Source organism: Micromonospora sp. WMMD708 (genome assembly GCF_049315245.1).
Taxonomy (GTDB): domain Bacteria; phylum Actinomycetota; class Actinomycetes; order Mycobacteriales; family Micromonosporaceae; genus Micromonospora; species Micromonospora wenchangensis.
Genome location: NZ_CP186060.1, coordinates 1072454 through 1096141, shown reverse-complemented (window position 1 = coordinate 1096141; position 23688 = coordinate 1072454). Strand labels below are relative to the sequence as shown.

At 72.3% G+C, this 23688-nt stretch carries 29 protein-coding genes; 14 read left to right on the top strand and 15 right to left on the bottom strand.

The annotated features are described in order from the left end of the window. Positions 1–125 precede the first annotated feature (125 nt). The 6 genes from ACN260_RS05025 to ACN260_RS05000 all read right to left on the bottom strand — a co-directional run bounded on the left by ACN260_RS05025 (position 126) and on the right by ACN260_RS05000 (position 6012). Complete coding sequence (locus tag ACN260_RS05025; RefSeq protein ID WP_422754908.1) at positions 126–542, bottom strand: CBS domain-containing protein; 417 nt, start codon at positions 540–542, stop codon at positions 126–128. Positions 543–606: 64 nt separating this feature from the next. Then, the gene (locus ACN260_RS05020; protein WP_422754907.1) at positions 607–1632 is read right to left on the bottom strand and encodes an aspartate-semialdehyde dehydrogenase; all 1026 of its coding nucleotides are present in this window, start codon (positions 1630–1632) and stop codon (positions 607–609) included. A 248-nt stretch (positions 1633–1880) separates the two neighbouring features. Continuing rightward, a complete protein-coding gene (locus ACN260_RS05015; RefSeq protein ID WP_422754906.1) occupies positions 1881–3227 on the bottom strand; it encodes a M16 family metallopeptidase in 1347 nt (448 codons plus the stop codon). Continuing rightward, positions 3224–4516, bottom strand: coding sequence for a M16 family metallopeptidase (locus ACN260_RS05010; protein WP_422754905.1), 1293 nt, complete (start codon positions 4514–4516; stop codon positions 3224–3226). Before ACN260_RS05010 ends, ACN260_RS05015 begins: the two co-directional genes overlap by 4 nt. A gap of 78 nt (positions 4517–4594) precedes the next feature. Next, the gene (locus tag ACN260_RS05005) at positions 4595–4810 is read right to left on the bottom strand and encodes a hypothetical protein (RefSeq protein ID WP_422754904.1); all 216 of its coding nucleotides are present in this window, start codon (positions 4808–4810) and stop codon (positions 4595–4597) included. Positions 4811–4857: 47 nt separating this feature from the next. Then, positions 4858–6012 carry an alkaline phosphatase PhoX gene (locus ACN260_RS05000; protein WP_422754903.1) on the bottom strand — a complete coding sequence of 385 codons (1155 nt, stop codon included), beginning with the start codon at positions 6010–6012 and terminating at the stop codon, positions 4858–4860. Positions 6013–6327: 315 nt separating this feature from the next. On the opposite strand from ACN260_RS05000, the gene ACN260_RS04995 reads away from it, so the two are divergent. Genes ACN260_RS04995 through ACN260_RS04985 form a run of 3 tightly spaced genes read left to right on the top strand, consistent with a single transcriptional unit; the run spans position 6328 to position 7949 of the window. Next, positions 6328–7431, top strand: coding sequence for a 3-deoxy-7-phosphoheptulonate synthase (locus ACN260_RS04995; protein WP_422754902.1), 1104 nt, complete (start codon positions 6328–6330; stop codon positions 7429–7431). A gap of 37 nt (positions 7432–7468) precedes the next feature. Next, positions 7469–7711, top strand: coding sequence for a hypothetical protein (locus ACN260_RS04990; RefSeq protein ID WP_422754901.1), 243 nt, complete (start codon positions 7469–7471; stop codon positions 7709–7711). A 28-nt stretch (positions 7712–7739) separates the two neighbouring features. Then, complete coding sequence (locus ACN260_RS04985) at positions 7740–7949, top strand: hypothetical protein (protein WP_088642718.1); 210 nt, start codon at positions 7740–7742, stop codon at positions 7947–7949. 63 nt (positions 7950–8012) lie between these two features. On the opposite strand, the gene ACN260_RS04980 is transcribed toward ACN260_RS04985, so the two are convergent. The 3 genes from ACN260_RS04980 to ACN260_RS04970 form a co-directional block, all read right to left on the bottom strand. Further along, entirely contained in the window at positions 8013–8555 is a 543-nt protein-coding gene (locus ACN260_RS04980) for a DUF1360 domain-containing protein (RefSeq protein WP_422754900.1), read from the bottom strand. Between the two features lie 61 nt (positions 8556–8616). Continuing rightward, positions 8617–8934: a hypothetical protein gene (locus ACN260_RS04975; RefSeq protein ID WP_422754899.1), complete on the bottom strand. Its 318-nt coding sequence runs from the start codon at positions 8932–8934 to the stop codon at positions 8617–8619. Continuing rightward, on the bottom strand, positions 8934–9254 hold the full coding sequence (locus ACN260_RS04970; RefSeq protein WP_422754898.1) for a DUF6158 family protein: 321 nt from the start codon (positions 9252–9254) through the stop codon (positions 8934–8936). Before ACN260_RS04970 ends, ACN260_RS04975 begins: the two co-directional genes overlap by 1 nt. Before the next feature lie 152 nt (positions 9255–9406). Between ACN260_RS04970 and ACN260_RS04965 the strand changes: the two genes are divergently transcribed. Beyond that, a complete protein-coding gene (locus ACN260_RS04965) occupies positions 9407–9826 on the top strand; it encodes a hypothetical protein (protein ID WP_422754897.1) in 420 nt (139 codons plus the stop codon). A 24-nt stretch (positions 9827–9850) separates the two neighbouring features. Then, positions 9851–10180 carry a DUF3817 domain-containing protein gene (locus tag ACN260_RS04960; RefSeq protein ID WP_422754896.1) on the top strand — a complete coding sequence of 110 codons (330 nt, stop codon included), beginning with the start codon at positions 9851–9853 and terminating at the stop codon, positions 10178–10180. An 81-nt stretch (positions 10181–10261) separates the two neighbouring features. On the opposite strand, the gene ACN260_RS04955 is transcribed toward ACN260_RS04960, so the two are convergent. Beyond that, on the bottom strand, positions 10262–10777 hold the full coding sequence (locus ACN260_RS04955) for a DUF6232 family protein (RefSeq protein ID WP_422754895.1): 516 nt from the start codon (positions 10775–10777) through the stop codon (positions 10262–10264). 482 nt (positions 10778–11259) lie between these two features. Here ACN260_RS04955 and ACN260_RS04950 point away from each other — a divergent pair, with 482 nt between their 5' ends. Further along, positions 11260–12243 (top strand): NlpC/P60 family protein, encoded by a 984-nt coding sequence (locus ACN260_RS04950; protein ID WP_422754894.1) that lies wholly within the window; start codon positions 11260–11262, stop codon positions 12241–12243. Positions 12244–12314: 71 nt separating this feature from the next. Here ACN260_RS04950 and ACN260_RS04945 read toward each other — a convergent pair whose 3' ends face one another. From ACN260_RS04945 to ACN260_RS04930, 4 genes are all read right to left on the bottom strand, one after another. Continuing rightward, positions 12315–13304 (bottom strand): sigma-70 family RNA polymerase sigma factor, encoded by a 990-nt coding sequence (locus tag ACN260_RS04945; protein WP_211291410.1) that lies wholly within the window; start codon positions 13302–13304, stop codon positions 12315–12317. A gap of 465 nt (positions 13305–13769) precedes the next feature. Next, the gene (gene murQ, locus ACN260_RS04940; protein ID WP_422754893.1) at positions 13770–14744 is read right to left on the bottom strand and encodes an N-acetylmuramic acid 6-phosphate etherase; all 975 of its coding nucleotides are present in this window, start codon (positions 14742–14744) and stop codon (positions 13770–13772) included. Further along, a complete protein-coding gene (locus ACN260_RS04935) occupies positions 14741–15655 on the bottom strand; it encodes a MurR/RpiR family transcriptional regulator (protein ID WP_204928089.1) in 915 nt (304 codons plus the stop codon). The genes murQ and ACN260_RS04935 overlap by 4 nt, the downstream gene beginning before the upstream one ends. 148 nt (positions 15656–15803) lie before the next feature. Then, positions 15804–16571: a thymidylate kinase gene (locus tag ACN260_RS04930; protein ID WP_422754892.1), complete on the bottom strand. Its 768-nt coding sequence runs from the start codon at positions 16569–16571 to the stop codon at positions 15804–15806. A 128-nt stretch (positions 16572–16699) separates the two neighbouring features. On the opposite strand from ACN260_RS04930, the gene ACN260_RS04925 reads away from it, so the two are divergent. The 5 genes from ACN260_RS04925 to ACN260_RS04905 all read left to right on the top strand — a co-directional run bounded on the left by ACN260_RS04925 (position 16700) and on the right by ACN260_RS04905 (position 19137). Continuing rightward, positions 16700–17305 carry a nucleotidyltransferase gene (locus tag ACN260_RS04925; protein WP_422754891.1) on the top strand — a complete coding sequence of 202 codons (606 nt, stop codon included), beginning with the start codon at positions 16700–16702 and terminating at the stop codon, positions 17303–17305. Continuing rightward, positions 17302–17568, top strand: coding sequence for a hypothetical protein (locus ACN260_RS04920; protein ID WP_088642728.1), 267 nt, complete (start codon positions 17302–17304; stop codon positions 17566–17568). Before ACN260_RS04925 ends, ACN260_RS04920 begins: the two co-directional genes overlap by 4 nt. Positions 17569–17578: 10 nt before the next feature. Further along, the gene (locus ACN260_RS04915) at positions 17579–18304 is read left to right on the top strand and encodes a metallophosphoesterase family protein (RefSeq protein WP_422754890.1); all 726 of its coding nucleotides are present in this window, start codon (positions 17579–17581) and stop codon (positions 18302–18304) included. Between the two features lie 42 nt (positions 18305–18346). Beyond that, the gene (locus ACN260_RS04910) at positions 18347–18490 is read left to right on the top strand and encodes a GPGG-motif small membrane protein (protein ID WP_007464364.1); all 144 of its coding nucleotides are present in this window, start codon (positions 18347–18349) and stop codon (positions 18488–18490) included. A gap of 152 nt (positions 18491–18642) precedes the next feature. Further along, positions 18643–19137 (top strand): TspO/MBR family protein, encoded by a 495-nt coding sequence (locus tag ACN260_RS04905; RefSeq protein ID WP_422754889.1) that lies wholly within the window; start codon positions 18643–18645, stop codon positions 19135–19137. Positions 19138–19174: 37 nt separating this feature from the next. Here ACN260_RS04905 and ACN260_RS04900 read toward each other — a convergent pair whose 3' ends face one another. Continuing rightward, the gene (locus tag ACN260_RS04900; protein WP_422754888.1) at positions 19175–19945 is read right to left on the bottom strand and encodes a peptidoglycan DD-metalloendopeptidase family protein; all 771 of its coding nucleotides are present in this window, start codon (positions 19943–19945) and stop codon (positions 19175–19177) included. Positions 19946–20220: 275 nt separating this feature from the next. Between ACN260_RS04900 and ACN260_RS04895 the strand changes: the two genes are divergently transcribed. The 3 genes from ACN260_RS04895 to ACN260_RS04885 all read left to right on the top strand — a co-directional run bounded on the left by ACN260_RS04895 (position 20221) and on the right by ACN260_RS04885 (position 23654). Then, positions 20221–21561: an ABC transporter substrate-binding protein gene (locus tag ACN260_RS04895; protein WP_422754887.1), complete on the top strand. Its 1341-nt coding sequence runs from the start codon at positions 20221–20223 to the stop codon at positions 21559–21561. Between the two features lie 76 nt (positions 21562–21637). After that, entirely contained in the window at positions 21638–22687 is a 1050-nt protein-coding gene (locus ACN260_RS04890; RefSeq protein ID WP_422754886.1) for a carbohydrate ABC transporter permease, read from the top strand. Position 22688: 1 nt separating this feature from the next. Beyond that, the gene (locus ACN260_RS04885) at positions 22689–23654 is read left to right on the top strand and encodes a carbohydrate ABC transporter permease (RefSeq protein ID WP_422754885.1); all 966 of its coding nucleotides are present in this window, start codon (positions 22689–22691) and stop codon (positions 23652–23654) included. Positions 23655–23688 lie beyond the last annotated feature (34 nt).

The window sequence follows — 23688 nt, the reverse complement described above, 5'->3', positions numbered from 1 at the left end:
GTACCCGCACGGGGTCCCCGCCCCGCCCGGCGTCAACCTCGCCCGGATCGGGTGAGCCCGACCGGCGCGCACGACGACGCCGGCCCCCGGATGAGTTCCGGGGGCCGGCGTCGGTGGGGCGGACGTCAGTTGTTGGGTTCGTCGGCGCTGATGTCGGCGAGCACCGACTGGGGTTCCCGCTCCACCGCGAGGTCACCCATCGACACCAGGCCTACCAGCCGACCGTCGTCGACCACCGGCAGCCGGCGTACGGCGTAGGTGCGCATCAGGTCGGCGGCGGCGACCGCGTCGTCGTACTGGCTGACCGTGATCACGTCCCGGCTGGTGATCTCCTGGAGCCGGGTGCGGTTCGGGTCGAGGTCCTCGGCGACGCCCCGGACGGTGATGTCCCGGTCCGTCACGATTCCGACGACGTCGTCGCCGCTGGTCACCACCACGTCGCCGATCGCGCTGTCCCGCATCTCCTGCGCGGCGGCGGCGAGGGTGTCGTTGCCGTCCATCGTCACCAACCGGGTCGTCATGAACTCTCCGACCGTTGTCATGGTGCTCCCCTCTCGGTGTCGGCACGGCGGTCTACCCGCCGGCCCCGAGCAGGTAACACGCTGCTCAGCGCAGTTCGGCGGCGACCAGCTCGGCGAGCTGCACCGCGTTCAGTGCCGCGCCCTTGCGCAGGTTGTCGTTGGAGCAGAACAGCGCGAGGCCGTGCTCGACGGTCTCGTCGGCGCGCAGCCGGCCCACGTACGTCGGGTCCTGACCGGCCGCCTGCAACGGCGTCGGGACGTCCGACAGCGCCACCCCCGGCGCGCCGTCGAGCAGTTCCCGGGCCCGCTGCGGGGTGATCGGCCTGGCGAACCGGGCATTGATCTGCAACGAGTGGCCGGTGAACACGGGCACCCGGACGCAGGTGCCGGAGACCTTCAGCTCGGGGATCTCCAGGATCCTGCGGCTCTCGTTGCGCAGCTTCTGCTCCTCGTCGGTCTCGAACGAGCCGTCGTCGACGATCGAACCGGCCAGCGGGAGCACGTTGAAGGCGATCGGCCGGGCGAACGAGCGCGGCGCGGGGAACTCGACGGCCGACCCGTCGTGGGTCAGCGCGGTGGCCCCCTCGACGACCTTGCGGACCTGCTCGTCCAGCTCGGCGACACCGGCCAGGCCGGCCCCGGAGACCGCCTGGTAGGTGGCGACGACCAGGCTGACCAGGCCGGCCTCGTCGTGCAGCGGGCGCAGCACCGGCATCGCGGCCATCGTGGTGCAGTTCGGGTTGGCGACGATGCCCTTCGGCCGGTCGGCCAGGGCGTGCGGGTTGACCTCGGCGACGACCAGCGGCACCTGCGGGTCGGTCCGGAACGCGGACGAGTTGTCGATCACCACCGCGCCGGTCGCGGCGACCCGGGGGGCCAGCTCCTTCGCGGTGCCCTTGCCGGCGGAGAACAGCACGATGTCCAGCCCGGAGTAGTCGGCCGTGGCCGCGTCCTCCACGGTGACCTCGCCGTCCCGCCAGGGCAGGGCACGCCCGGCCGACCGGGCCGAGGCGAACAACCGCACCTGCTCCGCCGGGAACCCGCGTTCCGCCAGCACCTGCCGCATGACCCCACCGACCTGGCCGGTGGCTCCCACAATGCCGATCCTCATGCCCGCGAGGCTACCCAGCCGCAGGCCCGGACCGGGAAGCCTTTCCCACCGCCCGGGTCGCGGCCCGCCCGTCCGGTCACCGCCCGTGCCGGTCGCCGTACCGGAAACCACCCGACGGTACGCCCCGACGCCCCGGAAGATCGGCCGTGGCCGGGCCGTCCGGCCGCAGCATCCGCGCCGCCGGTCCGACCCGGCGCTGACGGGGCGGCGCGACCGGAATCACACCGCCCCGGTCGCGCCGACGCCGGTCAGCCGACGTGGTCGGTCACCTCGCCGAGCCCGGAGGCGACCAGTTCGTCCCGGATCGCCGCCGCGTCGCCCTCGATGACCAGGGTCAACGCCTCCGGATGCAGGTGGGTGGCGGCGGCCGCGGAGACCTGCTCGACGTCGGCGGCCAGCAGCGCCTCCCGCAACCGGGCGTGGTAGTCGTCGGGCAGGTCGTGCACGACCAGGGTGGTCAACGCCGAGGCGATCGCCCGGGGGCTCTGCAACTCGACCGAGAGCTGCCCGGCCCGCCAGGACCGGGCCACCGCCAGCTCGTCCTCGGTCACCCCGCCGGCCCGGGTACGGCTGATCTCGCCGACCGCCTCGACCAGGGCCGGCGCGGTCACCGCCGTCTGCACCCCGGAGCTGACCGCGAACCGGCCGAACCGGCGGGACGAGGCGAAGTCGCCCCGGATCCCGTAGGTGTAGCCGCGTACCTCGCGGATCAGGTGGTTGAGCCGGGAGGTGAACGCCCCGCCCAGCACGGTGCCGGCGAGCGTCATAGGCACGTGGTCGGGGTGGGCGCGGTGCGGCGCCGGGTGGCCCAGCCGCAGCGTGGACTGCACCGACCCGGGCCGGTCCACCAGGATGATCCGCCGCCCGGCGGGCAGCGGCACCTCGATCGGGCCGCCCTGTTCGGCGGGGCCGCCGCCGGTGCCGGCGAACGCCGCCGCGCCCAGCGCGTCGAGGTCGAGGCGGTCCAGGTCACCGGCGACGATCAGGGTGCCGGGGCGCAGGAACCACTCGGAGTGGAAGACCGTGACGTCCTCCACGTCCAGCGCGGCCACCGAGGCGGGGTCGCCGTAGAGCGGACGGCCCCACCGGTTGTCCGCGCCGAACAGGTCGGCGCGCAGCACCGCGTCGGCGCGGGGGCCGGGGTTGGCCCAGTCCATCCGCAGCGCGGTCGCCTCGTCGTCGCGGACCCGGCGCACGTCGTCGGGGTCGAGCCGGGGCGTCCGCACCGCCTCGGCGAGCAGCTCGACCGCCGCGCCGAGCCGGTCCACCGGCACCTGGACGCTGACCTGGAAGCTGTCCCAGTCCAGCCCGGTGACCAGTTCGGTGCCGAGGCCCTCGACGGCGAGCGCGTACCCGGTGGCGTCCCGCTGCGCGGTGCCCTCCTCCAGCGCCTTGGCCAGCACCGCGCCGAGGCCCTCCTTGCCGACCGGTTCCCGGCCGGCGCCCGCGTCGAGCAGCAGCAGCGCGACGGCGAGGTTCTGGCCGGGCAGGTGCGCGGCGACCACCCGGCCACCGGCGACGTCCCGCCGGACCACGGTCGGGAACCGGTACGGGCGGGCGGTGCCCGGACCCGGCCGGGTGGTGATCAGCGTCATCGGGTCTCCTCCGGCAGGTAGGTCAGGGTCACCCGGTCGGCCGGGGTGAGCACGTCGGCGGCCAACTCGGCGATCTGCCCGGCGGTCACCGACAGCCAGCCGGGCAGCCGGTCGGCGGTCCTCGCCGGGTCGCCGAACTGGGTGGCGTACCGGCCGAGCGCGTCGGCCCGGCCGTCCACGGTGGACATCTGCCGCCACCAGGCGGTGCTGAGCAGCGCCTTGGCCCGGTCCAGTTCGGCGGCGGTGACCGGCACGGTGGCGAGTTCGTCGACCACCTCGGCGACCCCGGCGGCGAGCTGTTGCGCGCTCACCCCGGGGCGGGCGGTGGCGGTGGCGATCACCGGCGCCGGGGCGTGCGCCAGGTCCACCCCGTACGCCCCGACCAGGTCGGGCTGGGCGAGCCGTTCGCCGTCGGCGAGGCGCTGGTAGAGCCGGCTGCCCCGGCCGCTGCCGAGCACGGTGGCGGCCACCGTGGCCACGTCGTAGCCGGGACTGCCGAACGGGTGGGTGCGGTGCGCGACGTAGACCCGGGCGGCCGGCACGTCGGCGGTGACCGTCTCGACGACGGGTCGGCCGGTGCCGGCGACGGTGTGCCCGTCCGGTGCGGCGGGGATGTCACCGCGGGCCGGGATCGCCCCGAAGTACCGCTGCGCCAGCGTGAACACCTCGGCGGCGGTGGCGTCGCCGACCACGGTCAGCACGGCGTTGTCGGGCGCGTAGTAGGTCTGGTGGAACGCCTGGAAGGTGGCCAGGTCGGCGGCGTTCAGGTCGGCCATCGACCCGATCGTCGCGTGGTGGTACGGGTGCCCCGGCGGGTAGAGCAGCGGGAGCAGCCGCAGCCAGGCGTCGCCGTACGGGACGTTCTCGTAGCGTTGCCGCCGCTCGTTCTTGACCACGTCCCGCTGGTTGTCCAGCGTCTCCTGGGTGAGCGCGGGGACCAGCCCGCCCATCCGGTCGGCCTCCAGCCACAGGGCCAGTTCCAGGTGTTCGGCCGGGACGGTCTCGAAGTAGTTGGTCCGGTCCGGGTTGGTGGTGGCGTTGAGCGAGCCACCGGCACCCTGGATCAGTTTCATGTGTTCGGTCTTGGCGACGTTGACCGAGCCCTCGAACATCAGGTGCTCGAAGAGGTGGGCGAAGCCGGTCTGTCCCGTCGGCTCGTGCCGGGAGCCCACGTCGTACCAGAGGTTGACCGCGACCGCCGGGGCGGTGCGGTCCTCGCTCACCACCACGCGCAGGCCGTTGTCCAGTCGGGTCGTCTCGATGGGCCAGGGGTAACCGCTGTCGGGCATGACCCGACGCTATCCGATCTCCACGCCCCGGTGGCGACGTGTCGCCACCGGGGCCTGCGGGTCAGCGGTCGGGACGGGTCAGTCGGGGGGTTCGACCGGGGGGACGGTCTCTTCGGAGGTCCGGTGCTCCAGCACCGTGTCGGGGGCGGCCCCCTGGTCGGCCTCGCGGAGGTCCGACTCGGCGAGGATCGCCTCGGCCTGGGCCTGCGGGTCGTCGCTGCCGACCGCTGCCTCCTCGGGCAGCAGGTGGGCCCGGGACTCCACCCGGTCCTGATCGCTCTGCTCGTGGGTCATGGGCACCCTGTTACCCCGTCGGCCCGCCCGCCACGCCGACCCGCCGGTCAGCGGAACGGGCCGCGCACCTCGTAGGTGATCCCGCCGGCGGAGATCCCGGCCGTGCCGCGCTGGGAGGAGAAGTAGAGCCGGCTGCCGTCCGGGGAGAACGCCGGGCCGGTGATCTCCGACGAGGACTGCCCGGTGATCCGCAGGAACGGCGTCACCACCCCGGTCGGGGTGATCAGGTTGATCTCCATGTTGCCGCCGTCCTCGGCGACGTAGAGGTCACCGGAGCGGGTGCCGGTGATGTTGTCCACCCCGGTCAGCGGGGCGGTGCCGCCGGTCACCAGCGAGTCGTCGTACGCCAGGTCGATGCGCTGGCCGACCGCGTCGTACGCCCAGACCCGGTTGTCGCCCTTGGTGGTGAACCAACAGGTGCCGTCGGCGTACCAGCAACCCTCGCCGCCGGTGAACCGCTTCGCCCCGGCGACCTGGTTGCGGGTCGCCGTCGGCGAGCCGTCCGGGTCGGGCACCCGGGCCCAGCTCACCGCGCCGCTGGTGGCGGTGCCGGCGACCAGCACCTCCAGGGTGCCGGCCGACAGGTCGCCCCAGACGGTGGGGCGGAAGCGGTAGAAGCAGCCGTCGCTCTCGTCCTCGGTCAGGTAGACCACCTGACGGACCGGGTCGGCCGCCGCCGCCTCGTGCTTGAACCGGCCCAGCGCCGGGCGCTGTACCGCGGCGGTGCCGCCCTGCGGATAGGTCTCGTAGACGAAGCCCCGGCTGATCTCCTCGCAGGACAACCAGGTGCCCCACGGCGTCGCGCCACCGGCGCAGTTCTGGTTGGTCCCGGACAGGATGCGGTACGCCGAAATGACCGTGCCGTCGGCGGCGAACCGCACCGCCGACGCGCCGCCGCTGGGGGTGACCTCCGAGTTGGAGACGTAGATCCAGCCGGTGCCGGCGGCGAAGCAGGCCCCGCCGTCGGGCGCGGGATGCCAGGTGTACGAGGTGCCCGGCACCACCTGCCGGGAGCGGGCGATCACCCGGCTGGTGAAGCCGGCGGGGAGCTGGATGCCGTTGCCGTCGGCGGTGCCGGGCGGCCCGTAGGGACCGGTGCCCGGCTGGGCCGGTGCGGCCGACGCCGCGCCGGACCAGAGGCTGCCGGCGAAGGCGGCGGCCCCACCGGCGACGGTGGCGCGCAGGACGGTACGACGGTCCATGGGGAACCTCCGGGGGATGCGAGCGGTGCCGCCGAAGTTACCGACGGTGGCAGTGACGGAGGTGAACGTCAGGCGAGGGTCAGCCGACGGGTGGATGAGTCCTTGCCTCCGCCTCGGGTACGCTTGTCGGCGTGACGCGTACGTATCCATGGTTTAGGCAGCCGGCTGCGGAGCCGGTGACCTCACCATGAGCTGACGTCACCGCGTTTCGAGCCGGCCGGGCAGGAGCCTTCGAGCTACCTGCCCTTCTGTTTACGAGCAGCCGGCTCGACCCGGGCACCGGCCCCGGGCACGGTCGGCGGAAGGAATCCCACCGTGACGACCCCGGACAACGGGCCGACCCCGGACAACGGCGCGGTCATCGACCAACGGATCGACCGTGTCGTGCCGCTGACCACCCCCGCCCTGCTCCTGCACGAGCTGCCCCTGGACCCGCCGCTGGCCTCAGCCGTGCTGGCCGGCCGGCGCGACGTCGGCCGGGTGCTCGACCGCGCCGACGACCGGCTGCTGGTGGTGGTCGGCCCGTGCTCGGTGCACGACCCGGCGGCGGCGCTGGAGTACGCGCACCTGCTGCGCGAGGCCGCCGACCGGCACGCCGAGGACCTGTTGGTGGTGATGCGGGTCTACTTCGAGAAGCCGCGCTCCACGGTCGGCTGGAAGGGCCTGATCAACGATCCGGCGCTCGACGGCTCCGGTGACGTGAACACCGGCCTGCGTACCGCGCGGGCGCTGCTGCGCGACGTGGTCCGGCTGGGGCTCCCGGTGGGCTGCGAGTTCCTCGACCCGATCACCCCGCAGTACATCGCCGACACGGTGGCCTGGGGCGCGATCGGGGCCCGGACGGTGGAGAGCCAGGTGCACCGGCAGCTCGCCTCCGGCCTGTCCATGCCGATCGGCATGAAGAACCGCCCCGACGGCAGCATCGGCACCGCCGTGGACGCGATCCGGGCCGCCGGGGTGCCGCACGTCTTCCCCGGCATCGACGTTTCGGGCACCCCGGCGATCATGCACACCCGGGGCAACGCCGACGGGCACCTGGTGCTGCGCGGCGGCGGGGGCCGACCCAACTACGACGCCGAATCGGTGGCCGGGGCGTTGGACCTGCTGCGGGCGGCCGGGCTGCCGGAGCGGCTGGTCGTCGACGCCAGCCACGCCAACAGCGGCAAGGACCACCGCAACCAGCCGAAGGTGGCCGACGACGTGGCCGCCCAACTCGCCGCCGGGCAGCGCGGCATCGTCGGCATCATGCTGGAGAGTTTCCTGCTGGAGGGCCGCCAGGACCTGGACCCGACCCGCGAGCTGACCTACGGCCGGTCGGTCACCGACGCCTGCATCGGCTGGGACACCACGGCCGAGGTGCTGGAGCGGCTCGCCGTCGCGGTGCGGGCCCGCCGGGCCACCCTGCCCACCCCGGCCTGACGGGTTTGACCGTTTCGACCCCGGGTAGCAGGGCGGGGTGACCGACGACGCCGCCGTGCCCGACGACCTGCCCGGGACCGCCCAGCCGGACCTCCGGCAGCTCGACGAGCTGCTGGACGAGATCTACCACGGCCAGGAACGGCTCAGCCAGGCCGACATCTACCGCTCGGCGGTCAGCGCGGACCTGCCGGCGGAGCTGCTCACCCGGGTCGCCGCCCTCCCCGAGGGGGAGTACGCGGTGGACGAGGTGGCCGACCTGCTGGGCGGGTCGGTGGGCTGACCGGCGACGCCGGCGAGAGGAGATCGAGATGTCCGACCAGACCGAACACCACGAGCGGATGCCCGCCCTCGGCCAACCCCCCGAGGGGCGGGACACCCTGCCCGAACCGGACTTCGCCAACGAGCACGACCGGACCGCGGTCGACCGCGACGTGATCACCGGCGCGGACGCCGACGAGCGGGAACCGGAGGCGTCGCGCGGCTGGGCCGGCGAGGACCACGGCACCACCCCCACCTGAGCGGGCGGCGACGGATGACGGAAAGGGGCCGGCGGACACGATCCGCCGGCCCCTTCCGCGTGGTCACCGCTCGTCGTGCCGCCCGCCCTCGGCGGCCTGCTGCGCCACCGCGTACCCCATCTGGAGGAAGTCGGACGCGGCGACGGCGGTCAGCGCGGTCGCCACCAGCCGGGTCAGCCGGGGGGCCAGCACCAGGCCGCCGGTGAGCCCGGTGGCCACCCAGACGGCCAGGCAGAACGGGCAGCTGAGCAGCTCACCGATCGCGTGCCGGGTGGAGCTGCCCTGGTCGCGGACCTGTTCCATCACCTCGCCGCTGCCGATCGGCCGGTCGTAGCGGGTGAACGGGGCCCGCAGCGGGCTGGTCACCGCGTCCTTGGACAGCAGCCGGCTCAGCTTGTGGGTGGCGACGGCGAGCAGCACCACGTCGGCCGGGGCAGGGCGTTCGGGCACCGGCCGGCCGGTGGCCTTCACCAGCGCCGCGATGGAGGCCGTCACCCCGGCGTAGGTGCCCATCGCGGCCAGGTAGCCGCCCAGCGGCCGGTGCTCGTGCGGCGCGTACGCCTGGCGCAACCGCGCCACCTTCTGCTTCAGACCACCGTCGGTCACCGGGTCTCCTCGTTCGTGGGCCGCACCGTCGGGTACGGCGCGTCGGGGTGGGCGGGTGGGGTCAACCCGCGGTCAGGTTCTCGGCGACCTCACGTTCCAGGTTGGCCAGCGATTCGTCGGCCAGTCCGGCGTCCGCGCCGGCGGGCAGGTCCAGCCGGACCCGGGCCCCACCGGCGTCGGCCGGGGCGACCCGCAGCTCGGCCGCGCCGTCCGGGCCGTCCCAGCGGGCGCGCAGTTCGTCGTCGGAGCGGCTGCTCGGGGTCGGGCCGTCGGTCCGCAGCGCCCCGGGCAGCCAGGCGTCGATCCGCTCGGGGTCGGTGGCGGTGCTGAACACCACCTCCGGCGGCGCGGACATGCCGCGCTCGGCGCGGGTGCCCATCAGGCGTCCCGGAGGCGGTGCGGATCCACCTCGCGGCCGGGGTGCCGGGCCAGGTACTCGGTCTCCAGCTCCGCGGTACGGCGCAGGTGGTTGGCGAGCGCCGAGTCGGCGGCGTGCCGCAGCGTGTCGAGCCGGGTGCGGTGCAGGCTGCGCAACTCGCGGATCAGGTCGTCGTCGGCGAGGTCCGCCGGGTCCACCCCGAGCAGCTCGCCGTCGGTCTCGGTGACCACGGTGGCGGCGCGGTGGGCGTGGTCACCATCCCATTGCGGCAGCCGCTGTTCGGTGCTGGAGTCGTCGGAGCGGTGTACTGATTCGGTCATGTCGCCCCCTCGGGTTCGACTGGTCTGGCTGTCTAGACGGTTGCCCCGTCGGGCTGGCACCAAACCAGCGGCGCGGCGGCGGCGGACCCCGGCGGCGCGGCGACTACGACGTCGCGTCGGAGACGCCGGGTCCTGCCGGTACCCTCGACGGCATGAAGCGGCTCTGGACACCGGCGTGGATCGTCCGCCACGTGGCCCTGGTCGTCCTGGTCACGGGATTCCTGGCACTGGGTTGGTGGCAGATCAGCCGGGCCGCTTCCGGTAACACGCTGAGCTGGGCGTACGCGGTGGAGTGGCCGATCTTCGCCGGTTTCGTGGTCTTCGTCTGGTGGCGGGAGGTCCGGCACGCGCTGCGCGCCCCCGACGCCGTTCCCCCGCCGGCCGGGGCGGCACCGACCGGGCCGGCCGCCCCCGATCCGGGCACCCCGGTGGTACGGCGTCCGGTGCGGGTCGCCCGGGTGCCGGCGACCCAGGTCGACGGCGCGGACGACGCCGACCTGGCCGCGTACAACCGCTACCTGACCTGGTTGAACGACAACCCGGGCGCGAGGCCCGGCGACTATCCCGGCTGAGGCCGGTCGGAAGGACGGACGACGGTGGGCGGAGCCCTTACCCGGTACCGCGTGATCGCCTGGATCGTGGGCGTGGCGCTGGCCGTGCTGGTGCTGATCGGCATGCCACTGAAGTACGTGTTCGACGAGCCGATCGTGGTGGCCGTCGTCGGCACCGCGCACGGCTGGCTCTACCTGCTCTACCTGGCCGCCACCTTCGACCTGGGCCGGCGGCTGGACTGGCCGCTCAAGCGGATGCTGCTGGTGATGCTCGCCGGTACGGTGCCCTTCGTGTCGTTCGTCGCGGAGCGCAAGGTGACCCGCGAACTGGCCGCCACCGCGCCGACCCGTACGCCGGAGCCGGTGGGTCGCTGAGCCGGAACCGGCCGCCGACCGGGCCGCGCTGGGGCCGGGTGTCCGGCCCGGCCGCATCCGGGGGCGGCGCGGGCTGCGGCCTCAGCGGGCCGGTCGCCAGTAGGTGGCGGTGGGTGACGCGTCGTCCGCGTCGGGGTAGCGGTGCTGCTCCCGGGCCCGGTGCAGGGCGTCGACCACCTGCTCGAACTGCTCCCGGTCGTCGCTGCTGAACAGCAGCAGCTCCGTGCCGTGGCAGTGGCCGTACAGCTCGTACGCCGGGGGCCGCCAGCGGTCGCCGAGCAGCACCAGCAGCACGGGCAGTAGGCACACCACGCCCAGCGCCAGGTACGCCCCGGCGGTGAGTCGTTCCAGCCCGCCGGTGAAGCCGAGCAGGACGCCGACGGTGCCCGCCCCGACGGCGGCGCAGGTGACGACCCGGACGGCGAGCCGGTCGTGCGGCCCGCGGCCGGTCCGCAGGTGGGTGAGGTCGGCGACGGCGTAGCTGCTGCGCCCGGCGGTGAACCGCACGGTGGTCACCACGATGCCGGGCCGGGCGTAGAGCAGGGTGGTCGGTCGGGACCAGTGTGGCGGTCGGGTGCTGGCGCGGTCTGCCTGCACGGCGTCCTCCCGGGGGCCGACGGAGCCGGTCGCCCACCACCACGCCACCTGCGTACGGCGGGATTCCCGGCCGGGGCTCCATTCTGGTGCCGGCCCACCCCGGCCGCTCTCCGATTTCCGACACATCCGGCGAGCGCGACGTCCCTACGTCGCCGGCATCTGACCACCATTCCGGTTTTATCCGACTATTAGCGCGCGTTCCACGCCGGTATCCGTCTGGAACGACGAATCAGACCTTCCTCGCCTACCTCGCAGAACCCGGTCGCCGGCCGTCCACCCCGGATCAGCGGTGTCACCTGCCACAACGACCCGCCGGAGCGCTCGCCCAACATTCGCCGCTGCTTTGTCTGCGCGTCACTCCCGCCACAGGTTAGGTTGATCGGGCCGGCTCGGTACACGGCCGTCCACCCGGACGGGCCCGGGCCGGTGTCGCCGGGGGCTCAGCATCCTCCGGTGACCGGTGGGAGAGGAGTCTTCCGCTCTTGTCGTCCTTACGGATGCTGCTGCGCACCCTGGTGGTCGCCGGCCTGTCGGCCGCGTTGACCGCCCCGTCGGCCCCGGTCCGGGCCGAGCCCTCGGTCGCCGACCTCACCGCCCGGATCGAGCGGTCCTCGGCCGAGCTGGAACGGATCGTCGAGTCGTACAACAAGCTCAACGAGGAGATAAAGACGAACCAGGCCACCGCGGCCGGACTGCAAGCGCGGATCGGCCCGCTGGAGGTCCAGGCCGCCCAGAGCCGGGCGGCGGTGGGCGAGATCGCGGCCACCGCGTACAAGACCGGTGGGTTGCGGACGGCCGAGGCGATCCTCGACCCGGCCGGCGGCTCGCTTGTCGACCGGCTCGGCACCCTCGACCAGCTCACCCGGCACCGGCAACAGCAGATCGACGGGTACACCGCCGACCAGCGGGCGCTGCTCGACCAGAAGGCCAAGCTGGACGCGACGCTCGCCAGGCAGGCCGCCCAGTCGAAGGCGCTCACCAGGACCAAGAAGCGGATCGAGCAGGATCTGGCGGAGCTCTACGAGATGCGGCGGGCGGCGTACGGTCGGGCGACCGAGGCGCCGGTGAAGAAGCCGAAGAGCGCCGCGCCACCCGACACCTCCGACACGCCGGCCGTCTCCGGCGGCGCCGGGGCTGCCGTCCGGTACGCCTACGGCGCGATCGGCAAGCCGTACGTCTGGGGGGCCGAGGGGCCCGGCGGGTACGACTGCTCCGGCCTGACGCTCGCCGCCTGGCGTGCCGCCGGCAAGCGGCTGCCGCACAACGCGGCGATGCAGTGGAACGCCACCTCCCGGGTCAGCCGTAGCGAGCTGCGCCCCGGTGACCTGGTCTTCTACTCGGGGCTGGGGCACGTCGCGCTCTACGTCGGCAGCGGTCAGGTGATCGACGCGCCGAGTGCCGGGCGCAACGTGCTCAAGCGGAAGATGAACATGATGAGCATCGCCGGCTACGGCCGGGTCCGCTGACCGGCACGGCAACGGCGAACGGCCGGCGTCCCCCTATCGGACGCCGGCCGTTCGCCGTCATTACTACCAGCTCAGGCCGCCTGGAGGCCCTCCGCGCGGGCCAGCTCACGCAGCCGGCCGAGCGCCTGGATCTCCAGCTGGCGGATGCGCTCCCGGGACAGCGAGAACCGGGACGCGACCTCGGTCAGCGAGTGCTCCCGCCCGTCCTCCAGGCCGTACCGGGCCCGCATGATGCCGGCGGACCGGTCGTCGAGGTGGTTGAGCAGGCCCTCGATGCGCTGCCGCTCCAACCCGGTGAGGACGATGTCCTCCGGGGACGGGGCGTCGCTGTCGGCGACCAGGTCACCGAGGTTGGTGTCGCCGTCGTCGCCGACCGGGGTGTCCAGCGACACCGTGTCCTGCGACCAGCGGACCAGCTCGTTGACCCGCTCGACGGTGACACCGAGGGCGGCCGCGATCTGCTCCGGCTCCGGGTCGCCACCCAGCTCACGGGTGAGCTGCCGGGCCACGTTACGCATCCGGTTGACGTCCTCGACCAGGTGCACGGGCAGCCGGACGGTGCGTTCCTGCTGCGCGATGGCCCGGCTGATCGCCTGCCGGATCCACCAGGTGGCGTAGGTGGAGAACTTGTAGCCCCGCTCGTAGTCGAACTTCTCGACCGCACGCACCAGACCGGTGTTGCCCTCCTGGATCAGGTCCAGCATGGGCATCCCGGAGCGCACGTACCGGCGGGCGATCGACACGACCAGCCGCAGGTTGGCCCGGATGAAGAGGTCCTTCGCCCGCTCCCCCTCGACGACCAGCCGCTCCAGGTCGTCCCGGTCGACCCCGGCGGGGACGCGGTCCTCGCCGAGCAGGTGCTCGGCGTAGAGGCCGGCCTCGATCGCCTTGGAGAGGTCGACCTCCTTGGCGGCGTCCAGCAGTGGCGTCCGGGAGATCTCGTGAAGGTAGACGCCGACCAGGTCACGCTCCTCGGCGACCTCGTCGGTTCGCATGCCGATGTTCTTGTCCACGGTGTCCACGGTCCCCTCGCTCGCGCCGGTTGCCCGGTTCCTTGCCATCCCCACGTCCATCAGCCCTCCCCCGTGCAACGCCCCTGCTGCCCGCCGGTGCTGACACCTGCACAACAGTCGAGACGGGTCGGGGATTCCATGTCGTGAGTCGAAAGTGTCACGAATGCCTGAGTACCAGCTGAAAGCCCGGTCCACGTTTGCTGTCAGCGGCCCCGTGGGGCCGGCTGCCGGCTGCGCGATCGCCGCTGGTCGGCACGGGTGTCGGCGGCCGTACGCCGGGCCCCGCGTCATTGCGGCGCCCCGGTAAACCGCGACCCTCGTCACCGCCCGGCTGCGACCGGAGTCACTGCCAGATACGGGCCGGTGGACCGGTCGGTTCACCCGGCGGTCCTGGATTACCCCACGCCCGGAACAACAATCCGTGGCGTGGCCGACGTCCCGGCGACACGGTGTTCTGTGTCACCCCCGCAGGGTGACACCCCGGCGCACCCCGGCAGTGGCAGCCGGCGGCGCTCAGGAGGCGAGCAGGGCGATGGCACCCCGGACCTGGTGCGCGGTCCGGGCCAGCGCGGCGCGGGCCGCGTCGATCCCGGCCCCGGACAGCAGCGAGACCAGGGCCGTCTTCAGGTCGCCGTCGGCCTCGTGCAGGGCCCGCCGGGAGACCTCCTCGGAGCAGCCGGTCGCCTCGATCAGGATGGAGATCATCCGGCCCCGCAGCTTGGCGTTGGTGGCCACCATATCGATCATGAGGTTGGAGTAGACCCGGCCCAGCCGCACCATCACCGCCGTGGAGAAGGTGTTCAGCACCAGCTTCTGCGCGGTGCCCGCCTTCATCCGGGTCGAACCGGTCACCACCTCGGGGCCGGTGTCGACCCCGATGACCACGTCGACCCCGGCCGCCGCCCGGACCTCGGGATTGGCGCACAGCAGCACGGTCGCGGCCCCCCGCTGCCGGGCCGCGTCGAGTGCGCCCAGCACGTACGGGGTGCGTCCGCTCGCCGCCAGTCCCACCACCAGGTCCCCGGCGCTGACGCACCCGGCGGCCTCGCCGGCCCCGCCGGCCAGGTCGTCCTCGGCGTCCTCCACGGCCTGCCACATCGCGTCCGGCCCGCCGGCCAGGTGGGCGCAGAACCAGCCGCGCGGGGAGTTGAAGGTGGGGGCCAGCTCGGCGGCGTCGATCACCCCGAGGCGGCCGGAGGTGCCGGCCCCGAAGTAGTGCACCCGGTGCCCGCCGCGCAGCGCCGTCACCGCGAGGTCGACGGTCACCGCGATCTCGTCCAGGACGGCGGCCACCGCCGCCGGCACCCGCCGGTCGGCGTCGTTGATCACGGTGAGCACGTCCCGGGTCGACATCAGGTCGAGGTCGGTGCTGTGCGGGTTGCGCCGTTCGGTCGGGGCACCGACGCGGACCACCGGCCGCAGGTCGACCACGCCCTCGCCGCCCCGCTGCCCCACCACGTCGTCCGGCCCGACCCGACCGGCGGTCACGAACGCCTCCGACCGCCGCCGACCCGGCGTGTTCGCACCGCCTCTGCGGTGACCTCCAGCGCCCGCCGGGTCCGGGTCCGGTTCCGGGCGGCCACCCCGACGAAGAGGCAGTCCACCACGGTGAGCTGGGCGAGCCGGCTGGCCATCGCCCCGGACCGGTAGGTCGTCTCGCGGGCGGCGGTGGTGAGGACGAAGTCGGCCCGTTCGGTGATCGGTGAGCGGGGGAAGTTGGTCAGCGCGACGGTGACCGCCCCCCGGGAGCGGGCCTGTTCGAGCACCTCGATCACGTCGGAGGTGGTGCCGCTGTGCGAGATGCCGATCGCCACGTCACCCCGGCCGAGCAGGGCGGCGGAGGTCAGCGCGGTGTGCACGTCGGGGAAGGAGAACGCGACCCGACCGATGCGGTGCAGCTTCTGCTGGAAGTCCGAGGCGACGAACCCGCTCGCGCCCGCACCGTAGACCTCGATCCGGCCGGCGCTGACGATCGCCTCGACGACCTGCTCGCAGACGGCCGGGTCGAGCTGCTCGGCGGTCTCCTCGACGGCCCGCGCGTCGTTGAAGGAGATCGTGGCGATGATCTGGGCCAGATCGGCGCCGGGCGGGATGTCCCCGCCGACCACCCGGGCGTCCGGCGGCTCGATCCGACGCGCGGCCTCGGCGGCGAGCCGGATCCGCAACTGCGGGTAGCCGTCCATGCCGACGGACCGGCAGAACCGGATGACGGTGGCCTCGGAGGTCTCGGCGGCGGTGGCGAGGTCGGTGATGGTCCGTCGGGCGGCATCGGCCGGGTCGGCGACGACCAGTCGGGCGACCCGCTGCTCGGCGGGGGACAGCGACGGGAGCAGGCCACTGATGTGGACGATCAGTCCACCCGGCTCGTGACTCGCGGAAATCTTCGGACTTTTCGCCACGGATGAAACTTACTTTCATGAGCCGCGAGCGTCAACCACGACCGCGCGTATCCGACAGGAACTGTCCCCCGGTCCGGGGGCGTGCCGGTCCAGACTCCCATTTGCGCAGCCTGACGCGCCTCGGCCGGTCCGGTGGAATCGGCTCGGTCTACGGGCGGGTCTGCGCGGCGACCGGCTCCCGGGGCCCGCCGACCGCCTGCGGCGCGGACGGCCCGGTGTCGTCCGGCGGATCATCGACGACCGGCCCGGCCTCCTCCGGCGGCAACCAGCGCGCCAGGTGCGCGCGGATCCGCCGGGACACCTCGTCGGGCCCGCCGCCGGCATCGACCACCACGAAACCCGGGTACTCGGGCAGCGACCGGTAGGCCGCGTCGGCGGCGGTCAGCCAACCCATCGTCTCGTGGTCCTCGCCCCGCCGCTCGATCCGCCGGTACGCCTCGGCCGGGTCGACGGCGAGCAGGAAGGTGACCTGGGGTGCGGGGAAGACCCGGTAGCCGGCCCGGGCCAGCCGCTCCCACCGCTGCCCACCGTGCGCCCGGATGCTGGCGTACTGGCAGGCGGAGTAGCGGTCCATCACGGCGGTACGGCCGGTCACCAGGCAACTGAGCAGCGCGGCGGCGATCGCCAGCCAGCGCAGCACGGACTCCACCGCGAGCACGCCGTCCCGGCCCACCAGCAGTTGTGCATCGCTGCGACCGAACCGGTGGGCGAGCCGGCCCAGCCAGCGCCGGCCGCCCGCGTTGCGGTGGTAGGTGGCGGGTCGCCCGGCCGAGGTGAGCGCGGCGGCGAGCCGGTGCGCCTGGGTGGTCTTGCCGGAACCGTCGATGCCGATCAGTGCGACGCGCCGCAGTCGGGTCCCACCGTCGGTAGCGCGCCGCGATCTGGCCACCCTGCACAGGATATCCGACCGGCGCATCCCCCTGTCCGGTCGATGCCCGGACGGGACGAGACGACCGGGACGGGCACACCGGGCAGGTGTGGGCGGGCGGACGGCCGGGTACGCAACGTCATTTCCCACCGACCATCCACGACGGGAGAGACCAGATGGCCGAGCGCGGGGACGTCAGCCTCCTGCACACCCTCAAGCGGGTCGCCGCCGTGCTCAAGCAGAACGAGATCCCCTTCGCCCTCGGCGGCAGCTTCGCCGTCTACGCCCACGGCGGGCACTCCAGCGAGCACGACGTGGACTTCCTGCTCCAGGAGGCGGACGTCGAACGGGCCCTGCAGGCGTTGACCGACGAGGGCTTCACCGCCGAGCGCCCGCCGGAGGACTGGCTGGTCAAGGTCTACGACGACGGGCGGATGGTGGACCTGATCCACCGACCGGTGGAGACCCCGGTGACCCACGAGACCCTCGCCGACACGGTGGTCCGGCCGGTGGACGCCATCCGCATGCCGGTGCTCTCGGCGACCCGGCTGATGGTGCACAAGCTGCTCAGCTTCTCCCAGCACTACTGCGACTTCGCGAGGGGGCTGCCACTGGCCCGTTCGTTGCGCGAACAGATCGACTGGGAGCGGGTACGCAGGGAGACCCAGCACTCGCCGTACGCCGAGGCGTTCCTGATGCTGCTGGACCGGCTCGACGTCGTCCCGTACGGGGGCACGCCGGTGCCGTACGCCCGCATCCCCGAGGGAAGGGAGACCCCGTGACAGAGCACAGCGCCGGCCCGCCGGACGCCTACGTGGAGGCGGAGATCCAACGGCTGCTGACCGAGGACCCGGACGTCGCCGAGCAGGGCATCACCGTGGTCCACCGGGAGACAGGGCTGGTCCTTACCGGCGAGGTGGAGAGCCCGCAGCGCCGGGCGGAGATCCTGCGCCGGGTGGCCGAGCGGTTCCCCGACGAGGCGATCACCAGCGACATCGGGGTGATCCGCACCCAGGCGCCGGTGCAGGTCGAGGAGTTGCCGTGAGGAGGACCCGATGATCCGGATCGCCGCGGTCGGCGACGTGCACCTGGACGCCGACGTGCTGGGTCGGTTCCGCCCGGCCCTGGAGGAGTTGCCCGACTGCGCCGACGTGCTGCTGCTCGCCGGCGACCTGACCCGGCACGGCACCGAGGCCGAGGCACGCTGCGTCGCCGAGGAGTTCGGCGGCCTCGGGGTGCCGGTGGTCACCGTGCTGGGCAACCACGACCACCAGTGCGACCAGGTGCCGCAGGTGGTCAAGGTGCTCCAGGATGCCGGGATCACCGTGCTGGAGGGAACCGGCACGGTGCTGGAGTGCCCCGGCGGCCGGCTCGGGGTGGCCGGCGTCAAGGGCTTCGGCGGCGGGTTCGCCGGGCGGTGCGCCAGCGACTTCGGCGAGCCGGAGATGAAGTCCTTCGTCCGGACCAGCAACGAGAGCGCGGCGGCGTTGGGCGAGGCGCTGCGCGGGCTGGACTGCGACCTGCTCGTCGCGCTGACCCACTACGCCCCGGTGCCGGACACCCTGGCCGGCGAGCCGCTGGAGATCTATCCGTTCCTCGGGTCGTACCAGCTCGGTCAGGCGATCGACTCGGCGCCGACCGCGCTCGCCCTGCACGGGCACGCGCACGCGGGCAGCGAGCGCGGTGTCACCCCGGGCGGGGTACGCGTACGCAACGTCGCCCATCCGGTGATCAAACAGGCGTACAGCGTCTTCCATCTGGGCGGTGATCAGATCGACTGAGAACCAGGTTTTCGGAATCGGGACGCCGGGTATTCAGCAGCCATGGAGCTGATTCTCTGGATTCTCGCAGTCGTACTCGTGGTCGCCGGCATCCTCGCGCTGTTCCGCCGGCAGATCCTGTGGGGCATCGTCCTCATCGTCGTCGGCCTGTTGGTCGGCCCGGGTGGTGTCAGCATCTTCAATTGACGCCGGTACCCGCACAAGACCCGCCGGGGTCGTCGCCCCCGGAAGCTCCGTCCTCCCAGACAGGAGCGTCCGGCACCGACGACCCCGGCGCCGTGCTGTCCGGGGGCCACAAACGGGGGTTTGGGAGGGCGTACCCGGGAAATATCTCGACCATGGAGATAACCCGGAGCGACCGGCGGACCGGCACGGCGCGGACCTGGTGGGTGCTGCTCGGCTTCGGCGCGGCCGTCGCGGCCGCCGCCGCGATCGGCGGGTTGGGGGTGTCCGGCACCCGCGACGAGTACGCCTCGCTCCAGCAGCCGGCGTGGGCCCCGCCGGGTTGGCTGTTCGGCCCGGTCTGGACCGTATTGTACGCGCTGATCGCGGTCGCCGGCTGGCTGGTCTGGCGGCGGGTCGGCTTCGGCCCGGCGCTGTGGGCGTGGACGGTCCAGCTGGTGCTCAACGCGATCTGGACCCCGCTGTTCTTCGGCGCGGGACGCTACGGCCTGGCCTTCGCCGAGATCGTGCTGATGTGGCTGGCGATCGCGGTGACGGTGGCCGCCTTCCGGCGGGTCTCCCGGCCGGCGGCGGCCCTGCTGCTGCCCTACTGGGCCTGGGTCACCTTCGCCGCCGCGCTCAACTTCGCGATCTGGCAGCTCAACGGCTGACCGGGCACCGGGCCCGGCGGCCCGGTGCCCGGCGGGCTCAGCAGCGGGGCACGTTGGGGATGTAGCCGTCGTGGCCGGTGTAGACGTAGGCGTCGGCGATGAACCGGCCGGAGCCGATCCGGTCCCAGATCGCGCTGGTGCCGTAGGTGCCGGTGACCGTGGTGCCGCTGGTCTGGCAGCCGATGGTGACCTTGGTGCCGTCGGCGACCGTGCCGACCGACGCGTAGCCGGTGCCCGGCCCGGAGCGCACGGTCAGTGGCGAGCCGGCGGTGTCGACCGTGCCCGACCCGGTGCCGCTGGAGCAACCGTTCCCGCTGGTGTACGTCTTAGTGCCCCAGTACAGGGCGAGCGTGCCGTTGAACTTGACCTTGATGTCGTCGCCGTTGAGGCGCTGCTCGTAGTGCAGGTGCGGGCCGGTGGAGCCGCCGGTGCTGCCGACCCAGCCGATCACCTTGCCGTAGCCGACCTGCTGGCCGACCGAGACGTTGAAGCCGTTGAGGTGGGCGTAGTAGGTCGTGTAGCCGCCGCCGTGGTCGATCCGGACGTACTTGCCGTAGCTCGTGCCGCCGAGGTCGGTGACCCGGTCGACGGTCCCCGGGGCGCTGGCGACCACCGGGTCGCCGAGGTCGTCGGTGCGGTTGAAGTCGATCGCGTTCGCCGGGCTGTGGTCCGACCGGGTCTGGCCGGACCAGGACTGGTTGCAGGGGAAGGGCACCTTGAACGTGGGCGCGGCCCAGGCCGGACCGGCCGGGACCAGGGTCCCGGTAACCAGCAGGGCCGCCGCCAGCAGGCTCCACCGTCTGCGCACCGCACACCTCCGATGTCGAGATCCTTCAATGTCCTGCGTTGAGGGTGGCAGATATCGCCATCGATGCCAACCCGCGCCGACCCCTGTCGACCCCTACCCGGTGAGCACAGGTGGGAGCGCATCCACCTGCGGTAGCGGATTTCGGGATTGTTACCGGGCCGTGTCCGCCAGGGGGTGGACCGATGGGGATGCAAGCGCTTACATGTGAGGACGACTCATCGGACCGGCGTCGGGTTCCCCCACCTGTGGGCGCGCCGGCAAGGAAGGAGAACGGCATGGCGTTTGCCAGATCACGCCAGGCTCTCGCGATCGCCGGCGTGCTGGGGCTGGCGCTCGGCGCCACCGCCTGTGGCACCGGCAACGACAAGAAGAGCAGCAACGCGGGTTCGGCCGAATGCGCCGCATACGAGAAGTACGGTGACAACGACGGCAAGAAGGTCACGATCTACTCGTCGATCCGGGACATCGAGGCCGACCGGCTGGCCCAGTCCTGGAAGCAGTTCGAGGACTGCACCGGCATCGAGATCGACCACGAGGGCTCCGGCGAGTTCGAGGCCCAGCTCCCCGTCCGGGTGCAGGGCGGCAACGCGCCCGACCTGGCCTTCATCCCGCAGCCGGGTCTGGTCAAGCGGTTCGTCGACGGCGGCAACCTCAAGCCCGTCGCCGCCGCCACCAAGACCGAGGCCGAGGCGAACTTCTCCCCCGACTGGCTGAAGTACACCACCATCAACGGCCAGTTCTACGGCGCCCCGCTGGGCTCGAACGTCAAGTCGTTCGTCTGGTACTCGCCGAAGACCTTCAAGGAGAAGGGCTGGGCGGTCCCCACCACCTGGGACGAGCTGATCAAGCTCTCCGACACGATCGCGGCCAGCGGCACCAAGCCGTGGTGCGCCGGCATCGAGTCCGGTGACGCCACCGGCTGGCCGGCCACCGACTGGATCGAGGACGTGCTGCTGCGTACGGCCGGGCCCGAGGTCTACGACCAGTGGACCACCCACGGCATCCCGTTCAACAGCCCGCAGGTCGCCGACGCCCTCAACCGGGCCGGCACCATCCTCAAGAACGACAAGTACGTCAACGGCGGCTTCGGCGGCGTGAAGAGCATCGCCACCACCTCCTTCCAGGAGGCCGGCGTGCCGATCACCACCGGCAAGTGCGCCCTGCACCGGCAGGCGTCCTTCTACGCCAACCAGTGGCCCGAGGGCACCAAGGTGGCCGAGGACGGCGACGTCTTCGCGTTCTACTTCCCGTCGATCGACGCGGCCAAGGGCAAGCCGGTGCTGGGTGGCGGCGAGTTCGTCGCGGCCTTCACCGACCGTCCCGAGGTCCAGGCGGTGCAGACCTACCTCGCCTCCGGCGAGTACGCCAACAGCCGCGCCAAGATCGGTGACTGGGTGTCGGCGAACAAGAAGCTCGACCTGGCCAACGTCCCGAACCCGGTGGACAAGCTCTCCGTGGGCATCCTCCAGGACCCGAAGACCGTCTTCCGCTTCGACGGCTCCGACCTGATGCCGGCCGCGGTCGGCAACGGCACCTTCTGGAAGGGCATGGTCGACTGGATCAACGGCAAGGACACCACCACGGTGCTGAACGGCATCGAGACCAGCTGGAAGTGATCTGAGACGGGTGGCCCGGTCCGCACGGTGCGGACCGGGCCACCCGTCGGATACGAACCCTTGAGAGGGAGGGTCGATGGAGTTCGACTTCGCTGAGGAACAGCCGAAGTTCCTCATGCTGATGTACGGGCTGATCGCTTTCGTCGCGGTGGTGGGCGGTCTGCTCCTGCTCCTCGACGTGGTGCCGGCCTGGTTCGCCCGCCGTCGGGAGGCGCAGCTGGTCGCCGCCTCGACCGGTGGTGGTCCCCTGCCCCGCCGACGCAAGCCGAGGGAGGGCCTGTTCGCGCTCTTCTTCCTGCTGCCGACGCTGCTGCTGCTCTCCGTCGGGCTGGTGGTGCCGGCGCTGCGCACCGTGCTGCTCTCCTTCATGGACGCCGGCAGCGACAACTGGGTGGGGCTGCGCAACTACGGTTGGATGTTCTCCGAGGACTCGATCGTCCGGGTACTGCTCAACACCCTGATCTGGGTGCTGCTGGTGCCGCTGGTCGCCACCACGTTCGGCCTGCTCTACGCCGTGATGGTGGACAAGGCCCGGTTCGAGTCCATCGCCAAGTCACTGATCTTCCTGCCGATGGCGATCTCGTTCGTCGGGGCCAGCATCATCTGGAAGTTCGTCTACGCCTACCGCAGCGAGGAGCAGGACCAGATCGGCCTGCTCAACCAGATCGTGGTCAGCCTCGGCGGCGAACCACGGCAGTGGCTGCTCGACTCACCGCTGAACACCTTCCTGCTCATCGTGATCATGGTGTGGATCCAGGCCGGTTTCGCCATGGTCGTGCTCTCCGCAGCGATCAAGGCGATCCCGGCGGACATCGTCGAGGCGGCCCGCCTCGACGGGGTCAGCCCGTGGCAGATGTTCTGGCAGATCACCATGCCGAGCATCCGGCCCGCGCTGATCGTGGTCGTGGTGACCCTGTCGATCGCCACGCTGAAGGTCTTCGACATCGTCCGGACCGCCACCAACGGCAACTACGACACCAGCGTGATCGCCAACGAGATGTACAACCAGGCGTTCCGGTACGGCGAGAACGGGCAGGGCTCCGCCCTGGCGGTCTTCCTCTTCATCCTGGTGGTCCCGATCGTGATCTACCAGATCCGCAACCTGCGTCAACAGCGGGAGGGCTGAGATGACCACCGCCACGCCCACCGTCGGAGCCGGGGCCCAGGCCACCGGGAAGCCGACAAGCGCCGCCGGCCGGGTCCGTAGCCGGCTCAACAGCCGTACGGCCACCCTGGTCTCGATCGTCATCGCGCTGCTCTGGACGATCCCGACGTTCGGCCTGTTCGTCTCCTCGTTCCGGCCCGAGGCCGAGATCAAGTCCACCGGGTGGTGGACCTTCTTCACCGACCCGCAGTTCACCCTGGAGAACTACCAGGACGTCCTGTTCGGCTCCTCCTCGTCGTCGGGTCAACTCGCCAGCTACTTCATCAACTCGCTGGCCATCACCATCCCGTCGGTGCTCTTCCCGCTGGCGTTCGCCTCACTCGCCGCGTACGCGTTGGCCTGGATCAACTTCCGGGGACGGGACTGGCTCTACATCGCGATCTTCGCGATGCAGATCGTGCCGTTGCAGATGGCCCTGGTGCCGCTGCTGAAGTTCTTCTCCACCGGGGTCACCCTCGCCGGCGTCCAGCTGATGCCGGCCTGGAACCTGGTGGACGAGCAGAAGTTCGCCCAGGTGTGGTTCGCCCACACCTGCTTCGCCCTGCCCTTCGCGGTGTTCCTGCTGCACAACTTCATCTCCCAGCTCCCCCGGGACCTGATGGAGGCGGCCCGGGTCGACGGGGCCACCCACCCCAAGATCTTCCGCACCATCGTGCTGCCGCTGATCACCCCGGCGCTGGCGGCGTTCGGCATCTTCCAGTTCCTCTGGGTCTGGAACGACCTGCTGGTCGCGCTGATCTTCGCCGGTGGCGGCAACGAGACCGCCCCGCTCACCGTGCGCCTGGCCGAGATGGCCGGCACCCGGGGCAACGAGTGGCAGCGGCTCACAGCCGGCGCGTTCGTCTCGATCGTCGTACCGCTGGTGGTGTTCCTGTCGTTGCAGCGCTTCTTCGTGCGCGGCCTGCTCGCCGGGAGCGTCAAGGGTTGACGGCCGTCCGTCGCCGCCCGGTGCTGCCGGGCGG